This is a genomic window from Enterococcus innesii (assembly GCF_022846515.1).
GTDB classification, from domain to species: domain Bacteria; phylum Bacillota; class Bacilli; order Lactobacillales; family Enterococcaceae; genus Enterococcus_D; species Enterococcus_D innesii.
Map to the genome: position 1 here is coordinate 2,768,258 of NZ_AP025635.1, position 22,961 is coordinate 2,791,218.

The following is a 22,961-nucleotide window of genomic DNA, read 5'->3' on the forward strand; positions in this document are numbered from 1 at the left end:
GGAAAAAAAAGATTTGTATTTTGACTATTGGAGAGGAAGAAATAGATGAAAAAAGTATTTGTCGTATTTATGCTAGTGAGCACATTACTCGTCGCTACAGGATGTCAACAGGCAAGTGTAACGTCAGAAAGCACGCAGCAAAGTTCCTTGAAGCAAGCACAAGGAACAGCTACGATCGTCATCCAAAATCAAGAAGCTGTGACCTCAAAAGAAGTAACGTTCCGAGAAAATGAGTCGTTGCTGGAAGTAATGAAAGAAAACTTTGCGATCAAAGAAAAAGATGGCTTTATCACCTCGATTGACGGCATCAGTCAAGATCAAAAAGCCAATCTATTTTGGGTCTATACCGTCAATGACGAAATGACCGATAAAGGGGCACAAGAGTTGTTTTTAAAAAGCAATGATATCATTACATTTGATTTGAAAGCATTCTGATTTGTTCGCTGAACAAGTGAGGGAGTATAAGTTTCTGTTAGTACAATGGTATAGGGGAACGTGGAAGTAAAAGAGGTGAATAGCGTTGTCATATGGGAATTAATAATTTTTGGCAAATAGAAATGAATCAGAAATAGTGATTGAATGATTTGCTATTGGTCATAGAAGTATTATATAGATAAAATAAAAAGCGGCAGCTGACATTAAGGATGCTGCTTTTTTTGTGTTTAGAAAGGACAATCACTCTACGAAAAGTTCTATAGCATCTCCAAGCTTTTTAAGTTATGATAATCAGAGAAAGCGGACAAGGAGAACGACAATGAAAGAACAATTACTCGCGTATTTGCAAAATCAAACAGCTTTTTTCTCTATCGAAAATGTAAGCGATATCTTTACTGCGAAAGATATTGCCGAGAAGTTTTCCGTCAAGAGAAATACCATCAGTCACTACTTGAATCAGTTAACGGAAGAAGGTCGCCTTGTGAAAATTGCGACCCGACCCGTTTATTTTTTTCATAAGCAGGCATTTGAAATCCAAAATTATCCTTTAACAAAAAACGTGTATGATAGTCTGGCTGCGGTGGCGGAAGAAAAGCCTTTTTTTGATCAAAAAGAAGATTTCTTTTCCAGTGTGATCGGCAGCAAAGGTAGTCTGGCAGAAATCATTGAACAGATCAAGATGGCAGCCTTCTATCCGAATGGCGGGCTTCCATTCTTATTGACGGGAGAAAGTGGAACTGGGAAGAGTTTTCTCGTAAAAATGTTCCATCATTATTGTGTGGCAAATGAATTACTAGAAAGTGATGCGCCGCTGATTACGATCAATTGCGCACAGTATGCCAATAACCATGAGCTATTGACGAGCAATTTATTTGGACATGTAAAAGGAGCCTTCACTGGCGCAGAAGAAGATCGCGAAGGTGCATTTGAAGCAGCAGACGGTGGAGTCCTCTTTCTTGACGAAGTTCATCGACTGAATGCTGAAGGACAGGAAAAATTATTCACTTTTCTGGATCAGGGAGTTATCTATCGAATGGGGGATACGGGCCGGCCAATCTCAGTTGATTGTCGGTTGGTGTTTGCGACCACCGAAGATTTGAAACAAACATTTCTAACAACCTTTATACGGCGAATTCCGATCCAAGCGACATTGCCCGCTTTGGAAGAACGGACGGTTTCCGAAAGGAAGCAGTTGATTTTGCAAGCATTTATTGAAGAACAAAAGCGTATCGGTTTGCCGTTAGAGCTCTCACCTCAAGTAATCGAAATTTTAACGACCAGTCATTTTCCTGGGAATGTCGGCGAATTAAAAAGTACAATCAAAATTATTACAGCCAAAAGCTATACAGCCAGTTTAAAACGAGAAGTAAAAAAAATAGCAGTCACTGTGTATCATTTGCCAGAACACTTACTGCAACTGACAGAAGAACCTAATGAAATGGGGACAATGCAACCGGTTCTTATTGATAGCCAAACTCAAATCCAGCAGCTAACTGCGGAAAGTGAACCTGAACAACAAAAGATCATTCAAACGTATGAACAGATCTTACTTAATTATGTCCAAGCAGGGCAGGACTTTGCGGCGGCAGCCGAGCCTATTTCAAAAGTGATCGAAAGGCTTTTCGAAAATTTATTGTTTGATCATAAACAGGAACAAAAGCAGCGGACAATGATTTTTGTGACAGAACATGTTCAGCGAATGATGGAGCAGATCGAGCATTCTTTTCAAATCAGTTTTAATGGTAGCATGGTTTATACAATCAGTTATTATTTATGGTTGCGGAGAAATGTGGAGTGGCTGCCGGATGATCAAGACAAACTTTTATTGACAGAAAATCTATTGAAAAGTGTGAAAAAGCATTATTCTACAAGTGATCGTTACACCGAGAATTTGTTAGGCCTAGTGCAAAAAGCATTGGATATCGAGTTAACAAGTATGGACCGAATCATTTTTACACTTTATATCAATGATATGGGGTATTCCAAAGATTCATCGCTCCCCCGCAGCATCATAGTAGCCCATGGTTACGCAACCGCCAGTAGTATCGCGAATGTTGCGAACCGCTTATTGAATGAATCGGTTTTTCAGTCTTTCGATATGCCATTAGAGGTCACGCCCAAACAAATTGCGGAAAGGGTTACCACCTATATTCAGAAAAACGATGTATCTAATGGACTCGTTGTCTTGTTCGACATGGGATCTTTGAAAGAAGTCTATCAATATATTCCAGAATTGGCGGTTCCAATTGTTATGATGAACAATGTAACGACAAGTGTAGCCCTCGCTGTGGGGGAGTGTATCCAACAGAATATTTCCTTGAGAGAAATTCCAGAGCGAGTAAATACCTTTCACCAAAACGAATGGGAAATCATTCTTCCAAAAGTGAAAAAAGAGAAAGTTGTCATTACAACTTGTTCAACCGGAATTGGAACTGCTGTTCAAATCTCTACCTTATTAGAAAAGAGTATTCCTGATCATTTACAGATTCGGATCCTTCCTTATGAATTCAACCAGCTGGAAAACAGTGAACATATAAGACAGACATTGGCAGCGTATGACATTGTTGGTGTTGTGGGAACCACTAAACCTCGCCAAGAGCTGGCTCCTTTTATTTCTTTAGAAGAACTAATTTCGGGTGCTGGGACAGAGGTGCTATTAAGTTGGCTAAAAGAAGAATTGGATGAAGAGATGATTGCCTATGTGAACAATCAATTAGTAAGAAACTTTTCATTGGATCGAGTGATTCAATCGGTAACGATTCTAGATACAGAAAAAGTGATTTCTCAAATGGAATTTTTCGTGGGAAATCTGGAGCGCATGTGGCAGCAACGGATCGCCAATGATCGCAAACTCGCGTTGTTTGTCCATACGAGTTGCTTAATTGAGCGTCTTATTCGAAATGAAGCCATTGATACTTATCATGCCAGCGACACATTACTCCAGTGTCATGAAAAGCAGCTGAATGAGATCAAAAAAGCATTTAGTGTCATTGAAAAGGTTTACAGTGTCGCGATACCGGAATCTGAAGTTTGCTACATCTATGATGTTTTGTTTGGAAACACTGATTCTTCAATGGTTGAAGCGGATTTTTAATCGATAAGAAAAGCGTGCCACTTTTTTTGGCACGCTTTTTGCGTTTAGTAAGATGTAACTTGGAGCAAAGTGAGGTGAAAGCAGTGGAACGACTCGTTATTTTAGCATCCCACGGACGATTTGCATCAGGAATCTTGCATTCGTTAGAACTTATCTGCGGTAAAAAACAATCAGTCCTTGCGATTGACTGTTATGTGGACGAAGCATTTGATCTAACGACAACGGTAGATACCCTGATGGAAACATATAAAGAACATGAAGTGATCGTTATCACAGATATTTTTGGCGGCAGCGTGAACAATGAATTTTTGCGTTATATCCAACAACCCAATTTTTATTTAATCGCAGGTTTGAATTTGCCATTGTTGATTGAATTAACGACACAACTTCAAGGGGGAGGTGCAATTTCAGAAACGATCCATCAAGCGCTGGCAAATTCGAAAGATATGATCCAGTTTTGCAATGATAGTGTAGCAAAAGAAATCGAAGAAGAAGAATTTTAGGAGGGACGACATGATTATTTTGACACGAGTCGATCATCGTCTATTACACGGCCAAGTCGCATTTTCTTGGACCCAAAATTTAGGCGCAGATTGTATTTTGATTGCCAATGATGATGTACCGACAAATGATATTCGTAAGACAACGATCAAATTAGCAAAACCGCAAGGCGTAAAACTGGTGATCAAATCAATTGAGGATTCAATTCATGCCCTGCAAAGCGGTGTAACGGATAAATACAAATTATTCATCGTAGTTGATTCCATCAAAGATGCGTATAAGTTAGCAGAAAACTGTCCAGAGATCGACAAGATCAATCTCGGTGGGATCAAAGCCAAAGAAGGCTCTAAAAATATTGGCAAAGCAGTCAATGTTTTACCAGCAGAAGAAGAACTCTTGAGAAAAATGGTTGCAAAAGGAATCGCTGTCGATATCCGTCAAGTACCTTCGGATAAAAAAGTCGCTGTCGAAGATGTATTATAAAGAAAGGAGCAAAAGAGATGCTGCAAGCAATATTACTTGGAATTGTTGCATTTATTGCGCAGTCTGAATACGCATTAGGAACGTCATTACTGTCGCGTCCGATTGTCACTGGATTGTTTACAGGAATCGTATTGGGGGACATAAACACTGGAATTATTATGGGTGCAACACTAGAGTTAGCGTTTATCGGCTCATTTTCTGTCGGTGCTTCTATTCCGCCAGATGTCGTAACTGGAGGGATTCTGGGTACAGCTTTCGCAATTACGGCAGGAGCGGGAACCGAGACGGCTTTACTGTTGGGACTTCCAATCGCCACATTGACCCTTATCTTGAAAAATGTTTACTTGGGGTTGCTTATCCCAATGATGAACCAAAAAGCCGATTTATACGCGGCAGATGGAAACTACAAAGGTGTAGAACGAATGCACTTATTAGCAGGTTTTGGCCTATCTCTGATGTTAGCCCTTGTAGTGACGATCTCCTTTATGGTAGGCAGCAATACGATTAGTAAGTTATTGGCTATGATTCCAGCCTTTGTACAGAACGGCCTATCAGTTGCAACTGGTTTGATTCCAGCCCTTGGGTTTGCCATGTTGGCTAGGTTACTGATTAACAAACAAGTTGCACCGTACTTCTTTTTAGGTTTTGCATTAGCAGCTTATTTAGAGATTCCTGTTACAGGGATTGCAATCTTCGGAGCAATAACGGCTGTTGTAGTCGTGAATTTAAGAAACATTCGTGGACAAGGGCAATCTATTCAAATGACTTCAGGGGAGGTACTAGATGATGATGAAGACTTCTAATGAGAAATCCGAAATTACCAAAAAAGAGTTGAATCGTGTCTTCTGGCGTTCATTTCAAATGGAGTTCTCATGGAACTATGAGCGACAGATGAACCTAGCTTATGTCTATGCGATGATTCCGATTTTAAAGAAACTCTACAAAACAAAAGAATCGATGGCCGATGCGTTGAAACGGCACCTGGAATTTTTCAACACGACCCCGCATATCGTCACGCTTATTTTAGGAATCAATGCGGCGATGGAAGAAGAAAATGTCAATGATCCAAATTTTGATTCTTCAGCGATTGATAACATCAAGACCTCTTTGATGGGCCCTTTAGCGGGAATCGGAGATTCCTTCTTTTGGGGAACGTTGCGGCTAATTGCTACTGGGGTAGGAACTTCATTGGCATTACAAGGAAATATCTTAGGTCCGATTCTGTTTCTAGTGATTTTCAATGTTCCTCATCTACTACTTCGTTATTTTGCGACTGGTTGGGGATATAAACTTGGGACAGGATTTTTAAAGAAAATTCAGGAAAACGGTTTGATGGAAAGTTTAACCTATGGCGCTGCAATCATTGGTTTGATGGTCGTAGGAGGAATGACCGCTACGATGATCGATATCAACATTCCGTTGCAGATTGGTTCAGGAGAAAATGCAGTTACGGTTCAAAGCATCTTTGATGATATCGTTCCGAAAATATTGTCATTGGGTGCCTTTGGGGCTGTCTTTTATCTTTTGAAAAAAGAAGTCAAGCCGCTAATTATTTTGCTGGGATTAGCAGTCGTAGGTATTTTAGGATCCTTGATTGGACTCTTTTAAGGAGGAATTGTTGTGGCAACGATGATGGACTATATACAAGAAGAGCAAGCAACACTAGTTAAGATCTTGCAGGGGTTTGTTCCTAAAAAAGAAGAAAAAAGAGCTGCAATCGAGAATTTACTGATTTTGGCAACGGGCTCTTCTGCCAATGCCTGTTTAGCAGCAAAGTACGCAATGGAGAAATTAGCGCAGATCACTGTCACGATTGAAGAGCCATACCACTTTAATCATTACGGCCATCTTTCTAAAGAAGTCGAGACAGTTTTGGCGGTTTCTCAAAGCGGAAAAAGTGCTTCTACGATAGATGCAGTGGCGCAGTTGTCCAAGCAAGATATTTATACGATCGGTTTAAGCAGTGATCCTGAAAGTCCCCTTGCTCAAAAAGTTAACGAAAGCATTGATCTAGGAACTGGGATCGAGACCGTTGGATTCGTGACCAAAGGATATGTAGCTACAGTATTGCAACTCTATTTAATGGGGGTATCTATTGGTTACAGCAAAGGTATATTATCCGACGACCAAGTGTCGATGATCAAAAATCAGTTAGAGGAGATGATTGAAGCCATTCCTCAGGTCATTGCTAAGACAATTGATTTTTTTGAGAAAAACGCAAGTATTTTTAAACTAGCGAATCGGTTTGTGGCAGTCGGTTATGGACCAAACTGGGGAACCGCTAAAGAATTTGAAACGAAATTTACGGAAACGATTCGAGTGCCTTCGCAAGGATTTGAATTGGAAGCGTATATGCACGGGCCGTATCTTGAAGCCAACCATGAACATGTGCTTTTCTTTATTGAAGCACCAAGCCCGAATCAATCAAGAGCCCAACTGTTGCATGATTATTTAGCATCCCATGTGGGAAAAGCTTATACGATCACCACAGCAGCGGCAAAGAATCCCGATACACTTGGGTTGGATGTTGCATGTGAAGAAACATTTTCTTCTTTGCTCTTAGTTATTCCGTTCCAAATTTTCTCCTATCTCGGGGCTGCTGCTAAAGGGATCGATTTGCGTAAACGTATTTTTGATGACTTTGATCAAGTGCTAAAAAGTAAAATTTAGAGGTGGAAAAGATGCTGAAATTTAATGAACAACAACAAATTGACGATATTCAAGGAATGTTAGATCTACGTCCAGAAATTGAAAAATTAGTCGATGCCCTTGACGAAAAAGGCTTTGACGCCATCTATTATCTAGGAATTGGCGGTACCTATGCTTCTGCGATGCAAGCTGTCACTTACATTAATGGAAAAAGTGACTTACCGGTTTACGTCCAACATGCGGCAGAATACTATACAACCGGCAACCGTCGTTTGACCAAAGACTCGTTAGTCATCTTGTCCTCTGTTACTGGAACGACACAAGAAGTGGTTAAAGCAGTTGAAGAAATCAAAAAAGTAGGAGCGACATTACTAGGATTTATTGATTCAACAGGCAGTATTTTGGCGGAACACTGTGACCATGTCATCACGTATCCTGCACCGGGAACCGAACAAATCAAATTCTTTATGGTTGCCGATCGATTGATGAAAAACCATGGGGATTTTCCTGATTACGACGCCTACTATCGAGAATTGGATCAATATTTAGCAAAAGGAATAGTAGAAGCTGAAAAGCAGGCGGATGAATTTGGGCGAGCATTTGCGGAGCAGCATCGTCATGATGCGATGCATTATTTCATCGGTGCAGGAAATCAATGGGGCGCAGTCTATTCTTACGCCATGTGCTACTGGGAAGAACAAAGCTGGTTGCGTTCAAAATCGATCCATGCTGCTGAGTTTCTTCACGGAACGTTGGAAATCGTTGACGAAACCACACCTGTCACAGTGTTTTTGGGAGAAGACGAGCAACGTCCATTATCAGAAAGAGTAGCTAAATTATTGCCAAGAATTTGTGGAAACTATACATTGATCGATACCAAGGATTATCCTGTTTCAGGAATCAGTGAGAAATATCGCGGCCGAGTGCTGTCCCACTTATTGATGCATTGTGTGACGCAGCGCATTGATGCTTATGTCGAACAAATGAATTGTCACCCAATGGAAATTCGGCGCTACTATCGCCAATTTGAGTACTGATAGAAAACCAAGAGGAATAGGATCGATAGAAAGATAACCCAAAAGAACACTGAAATATAATGTTTCTATGGAGTGGATAGGGAAGCTACCTTAATAAGAAAAAGTGATCTATTCTTAAACTTCATAAATGAAGAACACCTGAATTCATAATTTAACAATGTATAGAGCGTTTCGTTAACTAAATGTTGATGGAACGCTTTTTTTGGTATTTTTTGGAGGAGCAAAAAGAAACGAAAAGAAAAAGGATTTGAAGGGACTTAAACAGTTACTAAAATCTAATACTTCCTTGTTGATAACAAACTAACGAAAGGCAATTAAGTTAGTTTAAAGTTAACGGGAAAAAGAGGGAGGCTAAATCAAAAGGTTTCTAATATTTGTAATAAATGGCAGCAATCTATCATTGAAAAACGTCTGAGAAGTGGAAATTCTTCCTAAAAAGTTAGACCGAATTACTTTGATTTTTGAAAAGAGCATAGCTGAACTACTTAGAAGCGAGGTGTTTTTTGGGGATAGAGATAAGTGTTAAGGATAGTCATATAAGTTTCTGAATGATCAGCAGTGGAGAAGGAAACCCTGGTACATCTTTTCAAGGTGACCAAAAAAGACTTAAACAAAAAAATGGAACAGCATAAATGTTTTCGAAATGCTTTCGCACCAACATTTACCTGTTCCGTGGGTTTGGCACCCAATGGGCCGTGAGGGGCTCGAACCCGCGACCCGCTGATTAAGAGTCAGCTGCTCTACCAACTGAGCTAACGGCCCGTACCAAAAGTACTTCATTATCTTAGCACTCCGTTGTTTAAAAATCAATCATTCTTTTGAAAAAAATGTGTGCTTTTTCAGTTGGAAAACAGAGGTTATCTTAAAAAAATACCATTCATTCCCCAATTTCAAATGATAGGAAATTCTTAAAAGGTTGATCAGAATGCTTTAAAAACTCAGAAAGCCGTGATAAAATGTATCTAGTTATCGAAACTAGATGATTAGTTTGTGATAATCTAACCTTCTGTTAGTCAAAATGGAGGATGACATGGAAAAATTACAATCGGACATGAAAACATGGGGCGAATCGCTGCTGGAATTCCATCTGCCTAGGTGGGAAGAATTACCGACCCTGGAACTGTATATGGATCAGGTAATCACTTTGATTGACCAATATTTATCACCAGTGATCCAAACAGAAAAACATCCGCTATTGACCTCGTCTATGGTCAATAATTATGTCAAAAAAGGGATGATCCCCGCACCAGAAAAAAAACGTTACAACCAAAAGCATCTCGCATTTTTGATCGCGATCACGATGCTGAAGCAAGTGTTGACGATTCCAGAAATAAAGACAGGCATCCTTTTTCAAGGGAAAGCTGTCGGAATCAGAAATGCCTATAATGTATTTTGTGAAGAACAAGAAAAAGCAATCCATCTTGTTGGCAAAGAAGCAATGGGAGAGCCCGAGCAAATGGCATCGGAACCAATCCCGATTGAATTAGTGGCCATGAAAGGTGCAACGCGTTCCTTTGCTAATAAATTGTTGGCAGAAAAAACAATCGAATTAGAAGTCATTTATTTAGAAACACATAAAGGAGAAGCCCATGAATAAAGAGAAAATTGCCCTATTAGTTGATTCAGGTACCGATGTTCCCGCACAGATCATGGAGCAATACGGCATGTATATGCTGCCATTGCAAATTATTTACAAGGATCGGACCTATACCGATAAAGTTGATATTACTGCCGAAGAAATTTACGAACGTTTGCCGCAAGAGATTCCTAGTACTTCATTACCTGATGGCGCGGCGATCGGGGAAATCTTTGATCGGATCAAAGCCGATGGGTATGAAAAAGTCTTTGCTGTAACCATCTCCAGCGGATTGAGTGGAACGTTTAATGTTGTTCGCCTGTTAGGTGAACAACGGACCGACCTTGAGGTTTTTGTACTTGATACGAAAAATATCGGGATCGGTGCAGGGCTACAAGCGATTCGTGCGGCAGAGCTGTTAGAAAAAGGCGTGACCTGGGAAGAATTGCAGGCACAACTAACGAATGAAGTCCCGAAAAACAAAGTCTTTTTCAACGTAGCTACCTTAGAGTATTTACAAAAAGGCGGCCGGATCGGTCTTGTCGCATCCATCTTAGGGAATGCTTTAAAATTGAATCCCATCATTTCTTGTAATGAAGAGGGAATCTACTATACGGTCGCAAAATCTCGTGGACGGAAGAAAAGCTTGGACAAAACCGTCGACTTGATCAAGCAATTTATCGGTGATCATCGCCATGTGCGTTTAGCTGTGGCCCAAGGTGATGCACTACAAGAAGCCAAAGAGATGAAGGCAAGATTAGAAGCCGAATTTCCAAAGGTCAAAGAAATCTTGTTTGGGCAAATCTCTCCCGCATTAGTTGTCCACACGGGTCCTGGGTTGTTAGGGATCGGTATCCAGCTTTTAGAAGAGTAAAAAAGAAAGGCCCCGTGCCTTTCTTTTTTTGTGCTTTCCTTAAGAATGAGGCGGCGGTTTTTGGGAAAGATGAAAAGCCTGTTTAAATAATGTATAATAAGTAAGAAACCAAAAAAAATTGAGGTGACATTTTTGAAAAAGATCCTAGTCGTGGACGATGAGAAACCAATTTCTGATATCGTCAAATTTAATTTAACCAAAGAAGGATATGAAGTATATACCGCCTATGATGGAGAAGAGGCATTAGAAAAAGTAGCTGAGGTCGATCCTGATCTGATTTTACTTGATCTGATGTTACCAAAAATGGATGGGTTGGAAGTTGCACGGGAAGTGCGCAAAACCCATGACATGCCGATCATCATGGTCACAGCCAAAGATTCTGAAATCGATAAAGTACTAGGCCTTGAGCTTGGTGCGGACGATTATGTAACCAAACCATTTTCAAACCGGGAATTGGTGGCCCGCGTCAAAGCCAATCTGCGTCGCGGCTCGGCAGCTGCGAAGGAAGCAGACGACAATGCCAACAGCGAATTAACGATTGGTGATTTAACGATTCATCCGGATGCCTACATGGTCACTAAAAATGGTGCAGCCATCGAATTGACGCACCGGGAGTTTGAATTGATGCACTACTTGGCGAAACATCTTGGTCAAGTGATGACCCGAGAACATTTATTGCAGACTGTCTGGGGCTATGACTACTTTGGTGATGTCCGAACCGTTGACGTGACGGTGCGCCGTTTACGTGAAAAAATCGAAGACAGCCCGAGCCATCCAAACTATTTGGTTACTCGTCGCGGAGTGGGCTATTACTTGCGGAACCCAGAACAGGAATAAGCTATGAAAAATAAGGTTCGCTTTTTTCAATCGGTGAACTTCAAAATCGCCCTGACTTTTATCTTGATCTTATTGATTGCGATCCAGATTATCGGGGCGTATTTTATTCGCGAATTGGAAAGAACAACGGTCGATGCCTTCAAACGCGACATGGAGGCACGGGCCAGCACGTTAGTGGTGACATTAGGCTCTGAATTGAGTCGCATGGATAATGATGACGGTTTGGATTGGGATTCCATGAATGCTTCCTTGAATCGAATCTTAACGAGTACCAACTCTTCGGAAATTTTGGAGATGCGGGTGGTGGATGAGCAAGGGATTATTCGTGCAACCACCAATATCAATGATCGTGGATCGGTGGGAGAAAAAAATGATTACCGTGATTACGATACGAACCGTAGTGAAGTCCTTTATGATGAATCCAGCGGCCAGCGGGTGTTCAATATCGTACAGTCGATCCAATCACCGACAGGGGATACCGTCTTAGGAACCCTTTATTTACGGAGTAATCTTGAGTCAAAATACAATGAAGTTAGTACAACAGCGGTCATCTTCGTTACCGCTTCGCTGATTGCGGCAGTGATTTCGATCATTGTGGCACTATTGGTCTCTCGTTCCATTACCCAACCAATTGGAGAGATGCGGGAACAAGCGATTCGTATCGCCAAAGGAGATTATAGCCGCAAGGTCGCGATTCATGGAAAAGATGAATTGGGGCAACTGGCGGAAACCTTTAATCAATTAGGGGAACGAATCGAAGAGACCCAAGAGGCGATGGAGTCCGAGCGAAACCGCTTGGACAGCGTCTTGTCTCACATGACAGATGGGGTTGTTGCCACCGACCGACGAGGCAAAGTCATTACCATCAATGAGATGGCGATGTCCTTATTGAATGTCACTAACGAAGAAGCGATCGGGCAGTCGATTTTGACGTTATTGGAAATCGATGAAGAATACACGTTACGAAAGCTTTTGGAAAACCCTGAAGACATGCTATTGGAGCGTCCTAGCAATGATTCGACGGGAACAAATCTGATTTTGCGCATTGATTTCTCCATGATCCGTCGAGAGTCCGGGTTCATTTCCGGTCTAGTTGCCGTAATGCACGATGTCACGGAACAAGAAAAGAATGAGCAGGAACGGCGAGAATTTGTCTCCAACGTTTCTCATGAGTTGCGAACGCCTCTAACGAGTATGCGCAGCTACATCGAAGCGCTGAGTGAAGGGGCTTGGAAAGATCCAGAAATTGCACCGAACTTTCTGAAAGTGACCTTGGATGAAACGGATCGGATGATTCGCATGATCAATGATCTGTTGAGTTTGTCGCGGATGGATAGTGGCAATTCGCAACTGCAGTTGGAATATATCAATTTCAATGAAATGGTTAATTTCGTGTTGGATCGTTTTGACATGATGGTGACGAATGAAAGTAAAAAATATTTGATTCGCCGCGAGTTTACCAAACGAGAATTGTGGGTGGAAGTCGATACGGACAAAATGATCCAAGTGATCGACAACATCATGAATAATGCCATCAAATATTCCCCAGATGGTGGGATTATTACGGTGAAATTGATGGAGACTCATAACAACATCGTCCTTAGCATCAATGACCAAGGACTAGGAATTCCGAAAAAAGATCTCACGAAGATCTTTGATCGTTTTTACCGAGTCGATAAAGCTCGAGCCCGCCAACAAGGAGGCACCGGCTTAGGGTTGGCGATCTCACGTGAAGTCATCAAAGCTCATGGCGGTGCGATTTGGGCGGAAAGTCGAGAAAATCGCGGGTCAACATTTTACATCATGTTGCCGTATGAACCGTATGAGGAGGATTGGTGGGTATGAGAATCTCAGAAAAAATCATTCGTGTAGGCTTGATCGTGATGATCGCCTTGAGTTTTTATTTCTCCTATATGATTTGGCTAAATCCGACCGGGTTCAACAATGCCAGCACGGAAACAGACACTGGCGTCAATCCTTCGGTTCAAACCTACAAACAAAAAAGCGATTTGTTTTTGCCCCTATATCTGACTTGGAATGATGAAGAGGATATCAAAGAAACCAATTCTGAAGCGGTGATTCGAGAGATCCAAGAGGTGATCAACGAGGCAACGATCAGTGATTTGACCCTGCGGACCTATGGTGAGGAACAAGCTTTTTCAAAAGCCCAAGAAGTCAATCAAGGAATATCCTTAAACTACTATACGACGTTTTACTTGAAAGACTACGAGAAAACCTTTGATAAAGAACTATCCTTAGAGGACGAAAGTGAAACAGAGGATTTTCCGTTTTCTCGCATCCAGTTTGATCTCGAAGAAAATACGATCCAATTTGTTGACTTTACCCATCAACGAGTAGTTCGAGGCAAGATCGATTGGGATAAAAGCCAAGTAAAACATTTATTGGCAGATAATCCTCGGGAATGGACGACAATGGTGGCAGATAAAGAACGAACCAGCAATCAATATTATACGCAAGATTCGATCAAGCTGAAAAAATACAGCTACTATTCTTCGACACAGTCTCAGAGTTTGTTCCGAGAAGCCTTTTTCAACAATCCTAAAAACGTCAAAATCAATGATGAAAGTGTCGATACCTACTATTATGAAGGTGGGCAAAACATGACGGTCTTGCAAGATCAACAGCAAGTCAAGTTTGAAACCACCACAGATGGTTCCGATGAAACGGATCTGGCGATGTTGAGTGCGGATTATATTATTCGTTTAGGCAACAATTTTGGGACGATCCGCTATTTTGATCAACAAGACAAGCACTTGGATTATCGGGTCTTCGTTGAAGGTTATCCAGTCTTTAGTACTGGTGGTCAAGGGGTGATCAGTGTGGCTTTTTCAGAAAGTGGTCAGACCGGCAGTCGGGAAATGACGATTTCTGCCAGTTTGAACGCGATTCAAGTGCCGATTCCTTCTGAAACCGAGATTGAATTACCCTCTAGTTTGTCGGTCAAAAATGATCTGATTGCGGCAGGGGCTGATCCTGAATTATTGCAACAGATCATCGTTGGCTATCAATGGGGGGAGATCAAAGATGCACCACTCGTTGATTTGACGCCTGCTTGGTATGTCAATTATGACTCGTCTTGGATCAGTTATGATGCATTAATGACAAAATTAGCAGAAACGGAGGAGAATTAATTGGATTTTAAACGAATCGAATGGATTTTTTTCCTCGCTTTTCTTGGTCTGAACGTCTTTTTATTCAATGTTTACAGTGAGGCTCGCAGCGAGCATCAGATGGTTTCACAATCAAACCAAACGATTCCTATCGAACAACGCCTCGAGTCTGAGGACATTCGGTATTCTGGCGAATTATCAGATGAGGTCTTGAGTGGCTATTATTTGAGCGGTGAACAGACGGATTTTGATGTGGAGCTACGAAATCCGCAACTCAATACGCAGTTCAAAAGAGGGTCGACGGTCAAAGGGCAGCAGTTGATCCATGTCTCAACCAATGGCTTTTACATCAGTGATGATTCCCAAACGGAAGAAACCGTCAATGGTTTTTTGCAACGAAAAGATCAAGTCCTGTTTGGGGATGAATATGACTATTTGGAAAACCTCTCTGTCTTGAACGCCAATCATCCGACCGTGGTGGCGGTTCAATCCTATGAAGGCATTCCTTTCAATGACAGCTCAAGTCGAATCGATATCACCTTAGAACAAACGGATGATCTATTGCAGATTGCCCGTTACACCCAAACACATATCGCCAATATTACGCCTCTAAGGGAAAAGATGACGGTTTATTCAGAAAAAGAAGCAGTAAATACGCTTTATCTAAACAACAAGCTGCCGAGTCACTCGAAAATTCTCTGGACGGAATTAGCCTATACGATGATTTTGAAGGTTAGGGAAAAAAATGTGTATATTCCTGCATGGTTTATTGCGTTCCAATTAGATGGCGATGACACCATCCAAATCGAAACGGTCAATGCCTTCAGCAATCGGATCATCACGAATAATGCCGTTCAAAAGGTAGAAAATCCATAAAAAAGCGGGTATAATGGAACTCGTTGAAACAACCAGAGAGGAAGTCACGTAAACCATGATGAAGGAAAATGCCTTTCAAGTAAGTATTCTAGCCAGCGGAAGCTCAGGAAATTCGCTCTATATCGAAAGCAATAAAAAGCGGATCTTAGTGGATGCCGGTTTGAGCGGCAAGAAGATCACTTCATTATTGGATGAAGTAGGGCGTAAACCAGAAGACTTGGACGCCATTCTTGTGACCCACGAACATCGAGATCATATCCACGGTGTCGGAGTACTGGCGCGAAAATACAAACTTGATGTCTATGCGAATACAAAAACATGGCAAGCGATGGATCCAATGATCGGTAACGTCGCTGTCGAACAAAAACATATCTTTGAAATGGGAAAAGTGCTGACCTTGGGTGACTTGGACATTGAAAGCTTTGGCGTCTCTCACGATGCTGCAGCGCCGCAATTTTATCGTTTCCATAAAGACGGCAAATCATTCGTGATGTTGACGGATACCGGTTATTGCAGCGATCATGTACGAGGCATTATCAAAGGCGCCGATGCGTACCTTGTGGAAAGCAACCATGACCTAGAAATGCTGCGAATGGGCCCTTACCCATGGAGCCTCAAACAGCGAATTCTTGGAGATCGTGGTCACTTATCGAATGAAGATGGCGCTCTGGTCATGACGGATATCTTGACCGACAATACCAAACGGGTCTATCTTGGTCATTTAAGTAAAGAAAACAACTTGAAAGAGTTGGCGCACTTAACGATGGTCAACACCATGAAAGAACATGATCTAGGTGTTGGAGAAACATTTGAAGTCTATGATACCGATCCTGACAAAGCGACGGAGTTATTTGCAATCTAATCGATCAAACAAAGGATAAAATTGTCGGGTGGAGGCAGCAGGTATGTTTGATGAAGAAAAAATCAAGCGTCTGAACGAGCTTGAAATGGCTGTTTATAAGTACATTGTCCAGCATTTTGAAGAGATCGATCAGTTGACGATCCGCGAATTGTCAGCTGCATGCCATGTCTCGACCTCGACGATTTTACGATGTATCACGAAATTAGGCTATCGCGGGTATTCAGAGTTAAAGTATGCGATCTGTCAAAAAAAGGAACAAGATGCACGAGCGTTTGATCTTTTCTATGATGCAACGATCCAAGTCAATACATTCTTAAAAAAAGTCAATAATGAAGATTACCGTAAGTTTATCCAGCCAGCGGTAGAACTGATTCTTTCCGCACGCCATGTGGCGTTTTCAGGTATCGGCACAAGTGGCATTCTGGGCACCTATGGCAGCCGCTATTTTGCTAATTTAGGCATCAATGCCTATAGCATCGTCGATCCCTTTTTGCCAGTACCGCCTCGTGGGATGGAAAATACGTTAGCGATCATTTTATCAGTTTCGGGAGAAACCATTCAAATGATCAAGCAAACGGAGGACTTCAAACGGTATGGGGCAAAAGTACTCAGTATCACCAATGATGAAAAATCGACGATCGCCCAAATGGCAGATTACAATATTTCCTATTATATGCCCGTCGTCAGTGGGGGAAAAGAAGTCGATTTGAACCTGACGACGCAAGTCCCGGTGATTACACTGATCGAACTTTTAGCCCATCAAGTCTACAAGCAAATCTAAGTGATCGTAAAAAAACAGCTTCGGCTGTTTTTTTTGTTGGAACATGTTTCATAACTTAGAAAAGCTATAGGCAAGGGGAATATTATCCATTAAGATTTATTTGTAAGCGAATTCACTGGCCGGTGGATAGAATTTTATTTTAGGAGTGATGTGAGATGAACGAATGGATCAATGAGAAATTATTACCCCCAATATTAAAATTTGTCAATACGAAAGCAATCACTGCATTAAGAAACGGTATGCTCTATACGATGCCCTTTTCAATCGTAGGATCGATTTTCCTGCTATTAGCAAACTTTCCCGTCCAGTCGATTGCGGATTGGGTAACGAATAGCGGCTTAGGTGAATACTTCAACCAAGCCTATGGCGCCTCTTTTGCAATTATGGCCTTTTTCGCCGTAATGGGCATCGCCTATTCATATGTAAAAGCAGAAGGTTACGAAGGACTCCCTGCAGGAATGATTGGTTTAGTTATTTTCTTATTAACTATGGAGTCAAGTGTGACGGATGCTGAAGCAAATGTGACCATCGCAAATGTCATTGATAAGACGTGGACCGGTGGACAAGGAATGATCAGTGCCATCTTAGTGGGACTTTTTGTGGGTTGGGGCTATACGTGGTTCTTGAAACGCGACATCCGAATCAAACTGCCAGAGCAAGTACCCACCAATGTCGCAAACTCATTTACAGCATTGATTCCAGCCGCTGTTTTGACGACCATCGCATTAGGCATTTATATTTTCTTTGATAAAGTTTTTCAAACAACCGTGGTCGAATGGATCTACACCGTGATTCAAAGTCCGATGCAAGGGGTGACGGATTCCCTTGGTGGTGCAATGATGTTAGGCTTCTTAGTGCCATTCTTGTGGTTCTTTGGGGTTCACGGTTCGACGATCGTGGGCGGGATCATGGGACCAATTTTACAAGCCAATTCACTAGCCAATACGGCTATTCTTGAATCTGGTAAAGCATTGACATTAGAAAATGGCGGACACATCGTGACCCAGCAGTTTTTGGATCAATTTATGACGGTAACTGGCGCAGGAATGACGATTGGGATCGTGCTATACATGGTGGCTTTTGCCCGTTCGGCGCAGTTCAAACAATTAGGACGTCTTTCCTTGATCCCGGCATTCTTTAATATCAATGAACCAATTATTTTTGCGACACCGATCGTCATGAACCCAATCATGGTATTACCATTTATTTTGACACCGATGGTTTCAGGCGTGATCACGTATTTTGCACTTTATACCGGTATCGTACCGCTATTTACTGCTGTGCAAGTTCCATGGACGACCCCGCCGATCATTTCAGGTTTTCTAGTAGGTGGCATTCGGACCGCTATTTTACAATTTGTTGTTTTAGCAATCGGCTTCTTTATTTACTATCCTTTCATTCGTAAAGTCGATAGTTTGAACTATAAACAAGAAACAGAGATCGTTTAATACCAAGGAAGCAGGTTGAATAGAAATGAATAAACTAAGAAGCGATTTTTTATGGGGTGGCGCAGTCGCTGCTCACCAATTGGAAGGCGGCTATCGTGCGGGTGGAAAAGGCGTGAGTGTTGCTGATGTCATGACTGTCGGAGGCAACGGAATTCCTCGCCGAATCACGGAAGGTATCCAACCGGGCGAAAGCTATCCCAATCATGAAGCGATCGATTTTTATCATCGGTATCCTGAAGACATCAAGCTTTTTGCCGAATTAGGGTTGAAGTGCTTCCGAACATCGATTGCCTGGACCCGTATTTTTCCAAAGGGGGATGAGCGCGAGCCGAATGAGGAAGGCCTGGCCTTTTATGATCAATTATTCGATGAGTGTTTACGCTATGGCATTGAGCCAGTCATTACCCTGTCTCACTTTGAAATGCCTTATCATTTAGTGACCGAATACGGAGGTTGGCGTAACCGTAAATTGATCGATTTGTTTGTCCGCTTTGCAGAAGTTTGTTTTACGCGCTATCAAAAGAAAGTGAAGTATTGGATGACCTTCAATGAAATCAATAATCAAGCAAACTATAAAGAAGATTTTGCGCCATTTACCAATTCTGGTCTGTTCTTTACGGAAGGAGAAGACCGAGAAAAAGTCATGTACCAAGCAGCTCATTACGAGCTCGTTGCCAGTGCAAAAGCGGTGGCGCTAGGACATGCGATCAATCCTGCGTTTCAAATCGGATCGATGATCGCGATGTGCCCAATCTATCCGTATTCTTGCGATCCCAAAGACATGATGGCAGCCACGGTGGCCATGCAGCGGCGCTATTGGTTTTCAGATGTTCATGCCCGTGGGCACTATCCGAGTTATATGCGCAGCTATTTTGAAAGAAAACAATTTGATTTAGATATCACCCATGAAGATGAAGCAGCTTTGGCAAAAGGCTGTGTTGACTACATTGGTTTTAGCTACTATATGTCTTTTGCGACCAAAGGCAAGGAGAATGATCCAACCTATGACTATGATGAGAGCCAAGATCTGGTGGACAATCCTTATGTCGATGCTTCTGAATGGGGCTGGCAGATTGATCCCGTAGGCTTGCGCTATGCCATGAACTGGTTTAACGAACGCTACGAATTGCCGCTTTTCATTGTAGAAAATGGCTTTGGTGCGGTGGATACGGTGGAAGAGGATGGACAGATCCACGATGACTACCGTATTGACTACCTAAAAGCCCATATCGAAATGATGAAAGAAGCAGTAGCTTATGATGGCGTCGACTTATTAGGTTATACACCGTGGGGCATCATTGACTTGGTTTCTGCGGGGACAGGGGAAATGAAGAAACGCTATGGTGTGATCTATGTGGACAAAGACAATGAAGGAAATGGAACCCTTGCTCGTCGGAAGAAAGATTCATTTGCATGGTATCAGCAAGTGATTGCGTCCAATGGCACGAAGGTCTAAAGAAAAAAACGTTACGCAAAATTTCTGCGTAGCGTTTTTTCTTTAGGGCATTTGGATATAGCCGTAATGAAGCAATAACTGAATAATAATCACTAAAGTGTTCATTCCCACATGGGTGATCATGGAAGTCCAAATACTGCCGGTCAAAGCATACAGCCCAGAAAAGAACAGTCCTAAGAAAATATAGACTAAGAGATGATTGTCATTGTGGGCAAAGGCAAAGGCTACGGCGCTGACCACTACACCGACCCAAACATTGCTGTATTTCCCAATGATGCCAACTAAGGCTCTGCGGAAGACAAATTCCTCCATAATTGGCCCACCGACCATTGCTGCGAGAGCAAAGAGTGGGTTTTGCACCACGATGGCAATAATGTTTTCGGTATTTTGCGAAGCGCTGACTTCTCCGAAAAAGGATTCGATAAAGATGGCTAGATTTTGCAACAAAATCGCTGCGACAATGCCTGTTAGCCCGTAAATAAGAATCGCTGAGACTTTGGTTTTTTTGTGTTCAAACGATAGCGGTTCTGTTTGTTTGAAATACAAGAAAAACATGATCGCTGCACCAGCTAAGTAACCGATCGTTGTTGCTGCTACTTGATGTCCGCTAGGGACGAAAGCGATCGGTAGAAAAAAGACGATGCCGTAAGTAAGAATCGTGGATAAAGAATATTTTGATAAAGACATAGTTGTTTCCTCACACTCCTTTGCTTCATTATAGACTAGGTTGCTTCTAGAAACAAAAAATCCTACTATTTTTATCAATCAAATAGAAATGCAAAAAAAAATTTAGCAAAAGGCTTGCAAAAATGAGGGAAAATGAGTAATATTGAAAATGTAAGTTAGCACTCGACATAAGAGAGTGCTAATACTAAATTCTATAACATTCATTGGAGGGATTTATCGTGTTAAGACCATTAGGTGATCGTGTGATTATCGAAGTCGCAAAAGAAGAAGAAAAAACTGTAGGCGGAATCGTGCTTGCATCAGCAGCAAAAGAAAAACCACAAACGGGTACCGTTATTGCAGTCGGCGAAGGACGCACGCTCGAAAACGGTGAAAAAGCTCCTGTTGCTGTCAACGTTGGCGAACAAGTTATGTTTGAAAAATACGCTGGCACAGAAGTGAAATATGAAGGAACAGAATATTTGATCGTTGCTGCAAAAGATATCATTGCAGTAGTAGAATAAGAAAAATAAAAATACTTGAGGTGATGAAATCATGGCAAAAGAAATCAAATTTGCAGAAGACGCACGTGCAGCAATGCTTCGTGGGGTAGATAAATTAGCAGATACAGTAAAAGTAACCTTAGGCCCTAAAGGTCGTAACGTGGTTTTAGAAAAATCTTACGGTTCACCATTGATTACAAATGACGGTGTAACGATCGCTAAAGAAATCGAATTAGAAGATCATTTTGAAAACATGGGCGCAAAACTTGTTTCTGAAGTGGCTTCAAAAACAAACGATATCGCTGGTGACGGAACAACGACTGCTACGTTATTGACACAAGCAATCGTTCGTGAAGGATTGAAAAATGTCACCGCTGGTGCGAACCCATTAGGTATTCGCCGCGGGATCGAAATGGCAACAAAAGTGGCTGTAGAAGAGCTACACAACATTTCATCAATCGTTGATTCAAAAGAAGCGATCGCACAAGTTGGTGCTGTTTCTTCTGGTAGTGAAAAAGTTGGTCAATACATTGCTGATGCAATGGAAAAAGTCGGTAATGACGGCGTTATTACTATTGAAGAATCAAAAGGGATCGAAACAGAATTAGATGTCGTGGAAGGAATGCAATTTGATCGTGGGTACTTATCACAATACATGGTAACTGACAACGATAAAATGGAAGCAGCGTTAGAAAATCCATACATCTTGATCACTGACAAAAAAATCTCTAACATCCAAGATATTTTGCCATTGTTAGAACAAATCTTACAACAATCAAAACCATTATTAATCATCGCTGATGACGTTGATGGCGAAGCATTACCAACACTTGTATTGAACAAAATCCGTGGAACATTCAATGTTGTCGCAGTGAAAGCACCAGGATTTGGTGACCGTCGTAAAGCAATGCTAGAAGACATTGCGATCTTAACTGGTGGTACAGTGATCACTGAAGACTTAGGCCTTGAGTTGAAAGATGCAACCATCGATAACTTAGGTCAAGCAAGCAAAGTGGTTGTGGATAAAGACAACACAACGATCGTTGAAGGTGCTGGTGAAAAAGAAGCGATTGACGCACGCGTTCAATTGATCAAAAACCAAATCGCTGATACAACTTCTGACTTTGACCGTGAAAAACTACAAGAACGCTTAGCAAAACTTGCTGGTGGGGTTGCAGTGATCAAAGTTGGGGCACCAACTGAAACTGAATTGAAAGAATTGAAATTACGTATTGAAGATGCATTGAATGCAACACGTGCCGCTGTTGAAGAAGGCATGGTCTCAGGTGGGGGAACTGCCTTAGTCAATGTCATCAACAAAGTTGCAGAAATCGAAACAGATGGCGATGCAGCAACAGGTGTCAAAATCGTTTTACGTGCCTTAGAAGAACCAGTTCGTCAAATTGCTGAAAATGCAGGCTACGAAGGTTCAGTCATCATCGACAAATTGAAAAACGCTGACTTAGGCGTTGGTTTCAATGCAGCAACTGGCGAATGGGTAAACATGCTAGAAGCTGGGATCGTTGACCCAACAAAAGTGACGCGTTCTGCATTACAAAACGCAGCTTCTGTTGCCGCATTATTATTAACGACTGAAGCAGTCGTTGCCGACAAACCAGAACCAGCAGCGCCAGCAGCTCCTGCAATGGACCCATCAATGGGTATGGGCGGCATGATGTAAGCAAGCCTTGAGAACTCCTCTTTTGAGGGGTTCTTTTTTTGTGCGATCAAAAAATACTTCAACACAGAAAA

21 protein-coding genes and 1 tRNA gene are annotated in these 22,961 nt (G+C 41.8%); 20 read left to right on the forward strand and 2 right to left on the reverse strand.

Annotated elements, in window-relative coordinates; genetic code table 11:
- Window positions 1-45 precede the first annotated feature (45 nt).
- The 8 genes from ENLAB_RS12885 to ENLAB_RS12920 all read left to right on the forward strand — a co-directional run bounded on the left by ENLAB_RS12885 (window position 46) and on the right by ENLAB_RS12920 (window position 8,199).
- The gene (locus tag ENLAB_RS12885; RefSeq protein WP_077453591.1) at window positions 46-435 is read left to right on the forward strand and encodes a DUF4430 domain-containing protein; all 390 of its coding nucleotides are present in this window, start codon (window positions 46-48) and stop codon (window positions 433-435) included.
- 319 nt (window positions 436-754) lie between these two features.
- The gene (locus tag ENLAB_RS12890; protein WP_244351492.1) at window positions 755-3,529 is read left to right on the forward strand and encodes a sigma-54-dependent transcriptional regulator; all 2,775 of its coding nucleotides are present in this window, start codon (window positions 755-757) and stop codon (window positions 3,527-3,529) included.
- Between the two features lie 83 nt (window positions 3,530-3,612).
- Window positions 3,613-4,032: a PTS sugar transporter subunit IIA gene (locus ENLAB_RS12895; protein WP_077453604.1), complete on the forward strand. Its 420-nt coding sequence runs from the start codon at window positions 3,613-3,615 to the stop codon at window positions 4,030-4,032.
- Between the two features lie 10 nt (window positions 4,033-4,042).
- Entirely contained in the window at window positions 4,043-4,513 is a 471-nt protein-coding gene (locus ENLAB_RS12900; RefSeq protein WP_077453589.1) for a PTS sugar transporter subunit IIB, read from the forward strand.
- A gap of 17 nt (window positions 4,514-4,530) precedes the next feature.
- Window positions 4,531-5,316, forward strand: coding sequence for a PTS mannose/fructose/sorbose/N-acetylgalactosamine transporter subunit IIC (locus tag ENLAB_RS12905; protein WP_074536862.1), 786 nt, complete (start codon window positions 4,531-4,533; stop codon window positions 5,314-5,316).
- The gene (locus tag ENLAB_RS12910; RefSeq protein ID WP_244353427.1) at window positions 5,303-6,121 is read left to right on the forward strand and encodes a PTS system mannose/fructose/sorbose family transporter subunit IID; all 819 of its coding nucleotides are present in this window, start codon (window positions 5,303-5,305) and stop codon (window positions 6,119-6,121) included. Before ENLAB_RS12905 ends, ENLAB_RS12910 begins: the two co-directional genes overlap by 14 nt.
- 12 nt (window positions 6,122-6,133) lie before the next feature.
- Entirely contained in the window at window positions 6,134-7,183 is a 1,050-nt protein-coding gene (locus ENLAB_RS12915; RefSeq protein ID WP_244351495.1) for an SIS domain-containing protein, read from the forward strand.
- Between the two features lie 11 nt (window positions 7,184-7,194).
- A complete protein-coding gene (locus ENLAB_RS12920; RefSeq protein ID WP_244351499.1) occupies window positions 7,195-8,199 on the forward strand; it encodes an SIS domain-containing protein in 1,005 nt (334 codons plus the stop codon).
- Between the two features lie 689 nt (window positions 8,200-8,888).
- Here ENLAB_RS12920 and ENLAB_RS12925 read toward each other — a convergent pair.
- Window positions 8,889-8,961 (reverse strand) — tRNA-Lys (locus ENLAB_RS12925).
- A gap of 268 nt (window positions 8,962-9,229) precedes the next feature.
- On the opposite strand from ENLAB_RS12925, the gene ENLAB_RS12930 reads away from it, so the two are divergent.
- From ENLAB_RS12930 to ENLAB_RS12975, 10 genes are all read left to right on the forward strand, one after another.
- Window positions 9,230-9,796 carry a DUF1836 domain-containing protein gene (locus tag ENLAB_RS12930; RefSeq protein WP_034872437.1) on the forward strand — a complete coding sequence of 189 codons (567 nt, stop codon included), beginning with the start codon at window positions 9,230-9,232 and terminating at the stop codon, window positions 9,794-9,796.
- A complete protein-coding gene (locus tag ENLAB_RS12935; RefSeq protein WP_140965716.1) occupies window positions 9,789-10,649 on the forward strand; it encodes a DegV family protein in 861 nt (286 codons plus the stop codon). Before ENLAB_RS12930 ends, ENLAB_RS12935 begins: the two co-directional genes overlap by 8 nt.
- Before the next feature lie 132 nt (window positions 10,650-10,781).
- Complete coding sequence (gene yycF / locus ENLAB_RS12940) at window positions 10,782-11,486, forward strand: response regulator YycF (protein ID WP_010747607.1); 705 nt, start codon at window positions 10,782-10,784, stop codon at window positions 11,484-11,486.
- Window positions 11,487-11,489: 3 nt separating this feature from the next.
- Window positions 11,490-13,331 carry a cell wall metabolism sensor histidine kinase WalK gene (gene walK / locus ENLAB_RS12945; RefSeq protein ID WP_077453585.1) on the forward strand — a complete coding sequence of 614 codons (1,842 nt, stop codon included), beginning with the start codon at window positions 11,490-11,492 and terminating at the stop codon, window positions 13,329-13,331.
- Window positions 13,328-14,638, forward strand: a complete 1,311-nt coding sequence (locus ENLAB_RS12950) for a YycH family regulatory protein (protein WP_200125972.1) — start codon at window positions 13,328-13,330, stop codon at window positions 14,636-14,638. Before walK ends, ENLAB_RS12950 begins: the two co-directional genes overlap by 4 nt.
- Window positions 14,639-15,493 carry a two-component system regulatory protein YycI gene (locus tag ENLAB_RS12955; RefSeq protein ID WP_194193935.1) on the forward strand — a complete coding sequence of 285 codons (855 nt, stop codon included), beginning with the start codon at window positions 14,639-14,641 and terminating at the stop codon, window positions 15,491-15,493.
- Window positions 15,494-15,548: 55 nt separating this feature from the next.
- On the forward strand, window positions 15,549-16,355 hold the full coding sequence (locus tag ENLAB_RS12960; RefSeq protein ID WP_005231151.1) for an MBL fold metallo-hydrolase: 807 nt from the start codon (window positions 15,549-15,551) through the stop codon (window positions 16,353-16,355).
- A 43-nt stretch (window positions 16,356-16,398) separates the two neighbouring features.
- On the forward strand, window positions 16,399-17,136 hold the full coding sequence (locus tag ENLAB_RS12965; protein WP_010747610.1) for a MurR/RpiR family transcriptional regulator: 738 nt from the start codon (window positions 16,399-16,401) through the stop codon (window positions 17,134-17,136).
- Between the two features lie 155 nt (window positions 17,137-17,291).
- Window positions 17,292-18,584 carry a PTS sugar transporter subunit IIC gene (locus ENLAB_RS12970; protein WP_005225288.1) on the forward strand — a complete coding sequence of 431 codons (1,293 nt, stop codon included), beginning with the start codon at window positions 17,292-17,294 and terminating at the stop codon, window positions 18,582-18,584.
- 25 nt (window positions 18,585-18,609) lie between these two features.
- On the forward strand, window positions 18,610-20,040 hold the full coding sequence (locus ENLAB_RS12975; protein WP_216682812.1) for a 6-phospho-beta-glucosidase: 1,431 nt from the start codon (window positions 18,610-18,612) through the stop codon (window positions 20,038-20,040).
- Between the two features lie 42 nt (window positions 20,041-20,082).
- On the opposite strand, the gene ENLAB_RS12980 is transcribed toward ENLAB_RS12975, so the two are convergent.
- On the reverse strand, window positions 20,083-20,727 hold the full coding sequence (locus tag ENLAB_RS12980; protein WP_005225290.1) for a CPBP family intramembrane glutamic endopeptidase: 645 nt from the start codon (window positions 20,725-20,727) through the stop codon (window positions 20,083-20,085).
- Window positions 20,728-20,945: 218 nt separating this feature from the next.
- Here ENLAB_RS12980 and groES point away from each other — a divergent pair, with 218 nt between their 5' ends.
- Window positions 20,946-21,230, forward strand: a complete 285-nt coding sequence (groES, locus tag ENLAB_RS12985; protein WP_005225291.1) for a co-chaperone GroES — start codon at window positions 20,946-20,948, stop codon at window positions 21,228-21,230.
- Between the two features lie 31 nt (window positions 21,231-21,261).
- Window positions 21,262-22,890, forward strand: a complete 1,629-nt coding sequence (groL, locus tag ENLAB_RS12990; RefSeq protein ID WP_005237384.1) for a chaperonin GroEL — start codon at window positions 21,262-21,264, stop codon at window positions 22,888-22,890.
- The last annotated feature ends 71 nt before the right edge of the window (window positions 22,891-22,961 follow it).